Below are 4,528 nucleotides of genomic sequence, written 5' to 3'. Positions count from 1 at the left end.
TCTGATCCGGGGTCGCGCGAAGGGCTCCAGGAGCGAACGGCCCCGGAGCCTACATCAGAACAACAGGAGGTACCGATGAAGGCGCTGATATACCACGGGCCGGGCAAGAAGTCGTGGGAGGAAGTTCCCGACGCCACGATCCAGGAGCCTGGCGACGTCGTCGTCCGGGTCGACACCACCACGATCTGCGGGACCGACCTGCACATTCTTCAGGGCGACGTCGCGACCGTGACCGACGGCCGCATCCTCGGCCACGAGGCCGTCGGCACGATCATCGAGGTCGGCGACGCGGTCACGGCATTCCAGGTCGGTGACCGGGTGCTCGTTCCGGCGATCACGAAGTGCGGCCGCTGCGAGTACTGCCAGCGGGGAATCCCCTCGCACTGCCAGACCGTCGGGGGCATCGGCTGGATTTTCGGGCATCTGATCGACGGGACGCAGGCCGAGTTCGCCCGGGTCCCCTATGCCGACACCTCGCTGTACGCGGTGCCGGCGAACGTGGCCAACGAGCAGGCCATCTTCCTCGCCGACTCGCTGCCGACGGGCTACGAGGTCGGCGTGCTGGCAGGCAACGTGCGTCCGGGTGACACGGTCGCGGTGGTCGGGGCCGGGGCGGTGGGGCTCTCGGCGATTCTGACGACCGGCCTGTGGGGCGCGTCGAAGGTCATCGCGATCGACTCGAACAAGTTCCGACTGGACAAGGCGCTGGAGTTCGGCGCCACCGATGTGGTGGAGGTCGGCCCCGGCACGGTCGCCGAAACCATCGCGCTCACCGACGGGCTCGGCGTCGATGTCGCCATCGAGGCGGTGGGCTATCCGGAGACGTTGCTGACGGCGGTGTCGCTGGTGCGGCCCGGCGGCACGATCGCCAACGTGGGTGTGCACGGCACGCCGGTGGAACTGCCGATGCAGGACCTGTGGATCCAGAACCTGAGCCTGACCATGGGGCTCGTCGACACCGTCTCGATCCCCACCCTGCTCAAAATGGTCGCCAGCGGCCGGATTCCGGCCGAGAAGATGGGCACGCACACGTTCACCTTCGATCAGGTGAACGAGGCCTACGAGGTGTTCCGGAACGCGGCGGCGAACGAGGCGCTGAAGGTTGTCATCAACCGGGTCTGAGCCCGTCTCCAGCCCAGGACGGTTCTGCGGCGGGGCGGGTTTGGTCGACCTTCTCCGCCGCCCGTCAGGCGCTGTACCCATCAGGCGATAGACCCGTCAGGCGATATAGCTGATGCCGAATGCGTCGATCTTGCGGTAGAGGGAGGAACGGGCGATACCGAGCATGGCGGCGGCCTTGTAGCGGTTGCCGCGGGACTCGTACAGCGCCTGGATGATCGCGTCGCACTGCGCGGCCTCAAGCATCGACATCTTGCGCGCTCTGCCCTGGAAACACAGCTGGGGCAGGTCCGGGGGCTGAACCTCTCCGATCGGCTTGCGCGTGACGACGTACCTGAGGACGTCCTGGAGCTCGCTGATGTTGCCGGGCCAAGCGTACCCCTCCAGGACCCGGATGACCTGCAGACTGAGCCGCAGCGAACGGCGTGCCGCGATTTTGTGCAGGATCGACAGCGCGATTTCCCCGATCTCGTCGGCCCGGTAGCGTAGGGCGGGCACCCGGGTGATCTCGTGGAAGTGCCGCAGGAGCAGCCCGTAAGGCCGGGTCGCGTCCACCGCCGGCGTGTCGATGCACCCGACGAGCAGCGGCGGCGAGGGCAGCGCGACCAGCGGTCGCAGCGTTTCGTCCAGGCACCGGGCGGCGATCGGGGTGAGCAGGTTCATCCCGCGCAGCACCAGCAGGTGCGGCCGGTCGCCGGCGCCGGTGAGCAGTCGCGTACCAGGAGGCGTCCGGGCGCTGCTCTGCTCGGGTGCGCCGCTCCGCTCAGCCGCAAACGATCTACAGTCCACGGTCACGACCCGACCCGACCCGTACGCCTGCCGGAACTCGTTGATCACCAGGGTCTGCTTGCCCACTCCCGGCTCGCCGATCAGCAGGTGGTTACGGCCCTGCTGGATGCTGACGACCACCTCCCGCCGCGCCCGCAGGAACGGGGACAGCAACTCCCGATTCGCCCGGATCCGCGCCTCGGCGTGCTCCTTCTGGGCGTGGCCGGGTCCTCTGAGGTCCTGCGCGTAGTCGCGTCGAACCATCGGTGCGACGTGCGAACCCTGACGCCGGACAGCCTCGGCCGGCTCGGCCGACCGCTGGACACCGGTCGGCGCCCCCGTGAGCAGGCATCCGACCACGTCATCGCCGAGCTGGACCGCCTCGGTCACCACCTCGGCGCAGCCGCCGGAGGGCAGCTCCACATGCTGGCGGGCGAAATCCCGCAGCGACAGGCTCGCCAGCACCAGGTCGCTGAGCACCCGCAGGTCGCCGACCTCCAGGTGGCAGGCCGCGACGTTGGTCAGGACGTAGTCCCCGTCCGTGGCGAGTACCCAGGCCTTGTCCTGGCCGACGTGGCCGACGTGGCCGGTACGGTCGTCCCCGCAGGCGCGGGCGAAGCGGTCGAGGATCGTCTGTGACCGCCGGTGGGGTTCAGCTGCCATCCGCTCGGTGACCTGATGGGCGAGCAGCTGCGCCACCGCAGGCTGCAGGGTCGTTTCGTCCGACTGGTGGCAGATGACCACCACCACGCCGCGGACGTCGCGGCTGTGCGGATCCACCACCAGCGCGGCGGCCTCGCCGAGACACCTCAGCTGGGAGTGGTAGTGCTCCGGACCGCTGATCGCGATATCGGTCTGGTCATGCAGGGAGATCGACGCGGCGGTGGTACCGACGGCCTGCTCGGCGTAACCGTAGCCGGGCACGAACAACACCCCGTCGAGCAGCCCGGCAAGGGCACGGTCGCCATCCCGGCGGACCCGCACCACCCCTGCGGTGTCGACCAGCACCAGCGAGGCGGCAACCTCGGCGCTCCCGGCGAGGAAGCCGTCGAACACCTCCTCGGCGCAAGTCACCAGAGGCGTAACCTCGGGGTGGCCCAGGAACCGTGCCCTGATGCGGTCAGGCTCGATGCCGTACGCGCGCGACCGTTCCCATGAGGCCAGCACGGCCGGCCGGACGACATCCCGCCAGACCACACCCTGCCCCGCGGTCAGAAACGACCGGCGCGCCGCCTCAACCTCGACGAGCCTCGGCATGCGGCAGAGTATAAGAGCACCGCAGTGGGCGTCACCTGAGCTTTATGCGCGTCGCGGGAGCTTTGCGGGTGGACCGGGCGGCTGGACCGCCTCCGGCGCGCCGAGCTGCGCGGCCCACCACCAGGTCAGGCCGCGCAGCTCAGTGCAGGTCAGTGCAGCTCAGGTCAGCGGCCGGCGGAGGTCTCGGCGAGCTCCGCGTAGAAGATCCCGGTCGACTGCCGGGTCACGCTGCCGCCGGCCACGACCCGGTGCCGGCCGGCCGGCAGCAGACCGTTGGTCCAGCGGGTGAGGATTGTCCCCGAGAACACCTGCAACGCCCCGGGCACGACGGGCACCGGGATCCAGGTGCCGTCGGACCGCCACGCCGCATCGGGAGTCCGGGGGTCGCCCCCGGGCAGACATAACGGCTGATCGGAAGCCGCCCGAGGGGCGGCGAACAGCCGAAGCCAGCGCGTGGAGACGAGGGGACTCGAACCCCTAACCCCTGCCTTGCAAAGTCGGCCCGGTTCGTCCGCCGGTGTCCGCACACGTCCGACGTACTCGCTCCCACCTGGTCGTTCCCGCCGCCATCGACCACTGCCGTCCGTGGACGTCCGCCGGCTTGGCTACACGGTTGGCTACATCGGCGACGTCCGACGACCATGGGAGTGCAGTGCCGCGAGCCGCGTCGACGAGGGCCAACCATCCCAATAGTGTTAGGCGAGTCGACGGGGCAGGCATCCGGTCGGGTAGTCGTACTCCTCCATGCCGTGGCGTACCCCCGCGGGGCTAAGGCGCATGAGGTCTCGGCCCTCCCGGCGACAGGGAGGGAGGCCGTACGTGCTTTTAACCTGTCGCGATGGGTTATGAGATGGCCACTAGGCGCCACTTGACGGAGAACGTGTATCGAATTAGCGTTCGATAGCGTCGAGGCGGTCCCATAGATCCGACCTCAGATGAGGTAAGATTTTTGGAACCGACGAAGGGGGCAGCGTGCAACCACTCTGTCACATAGGAGTCGAAATGAAATAACTTGCGCGTTTCGAACCCTCCACAGGCCTGTGACCTGCGATGATGCTCTCGATCACGTATTTGTTACTTCATTACGTCCCCATAGGGCAGGACGCTCTCGACCGTCTACGGTCCCTTGACCTGACCGTGGAAGACCTCGTAGAGCCGTTGTGGGGGGCGGCGGCGGAAGCGCGAACATGTAGTGATCTTGACGCGCCCGGCGCGCCTGGCTACTTTTTCTGGACGCGCTGCAACCGCTATATGCGGGAGCGGAAGATTTCCGAGAACTGGGAGTGGAGCAACAAGGACTCAATCCTTCGTTGCATCCACCCCTTCGCGAAGTTTTCCATTACCGCCACGAGCGCAACGGGTGGCGTGGGTGACGAACAGCAGC

General features: G+C 67.9%; 4 protein-coding genes. 2 read left to right on the top strand and 2 right to left on the bottom strand.

Annotated features, from left to right (window positions below):
* The first annotated feature begins 75 nt into the window (after positions 1 to 75).
* Positions 76 to 1,122, top strand: a complete 1,047-nt coding sequence (locus ACY5KJ_RS17925) for an alcohol dehydrogenase catalytic domain-containing protein (RefSeq protein ID WP_462189103.1) — start codon at positions 76 to 78, stop codon at positions 1,120 to 1,122.
* 96 nt (positions 1,123 to 1,218) lie between these two features.
* On the opposite strand, the gene ACY5KJ_RS17920 is transcribed toward ACY5KJ_RS17925, so the two are convergent.
* Together ACY5KJ_RS17920 and ACY5KJ_RS17915 are read right to left on the bottom strand one after the other, a co-directional pair.
* Positions 1,219 to 3,144 carry a helix-turn-helix domain-containing protein gene (locus ACY5KJ_RS17920; RefSeq protein ID WP_462203909.1) on the bottom strand — a complete coding sequence of 642 codons (1,926 nt, stop codon included), beginning with the start codon at positions 3,142 to 3,144 and terminating at the stop codon, positions 1,219 to 1,221.
* A gap of 164 nt (positions 3,145 to 3,308) precedes the next feature.
* Positions 3,309 to 3,671: a 2OG-Fe(II) oxygenase family protein gene (locus tag ACY5KJ_RS17915; RefSeq protein ID WP_462203908.1), complete on the bottom strand. Its 363-nt coding sequence runs from the start codon at positions 3,669 to 3,671 to the stop codon at positions 3,309 to 3,311.
* Positions 3,672 to 4,194: 523 nt separating this feature from the next.
* Between ACY5KJ_RS17915 and ACY5KJ_RS17910 the strand changes: the two genes are divergently transcribed.
* Positions 4,195 to 4,528, top strand: a 334-nt coding sequence (locus ACY5KJ_RS17910; RefSeq protein ID WP_462203907.1) for a hypothetical protein, incomplete at its 3' end; no start/stop codon positions are given.

Source organism: Frankia sp. CcWB3, assembly GCF_977927595.1.
Note: the sequence above shows the minus strand (reverse complement) of the source record. Positions and strands in the feature narration are given on the sequence as shown.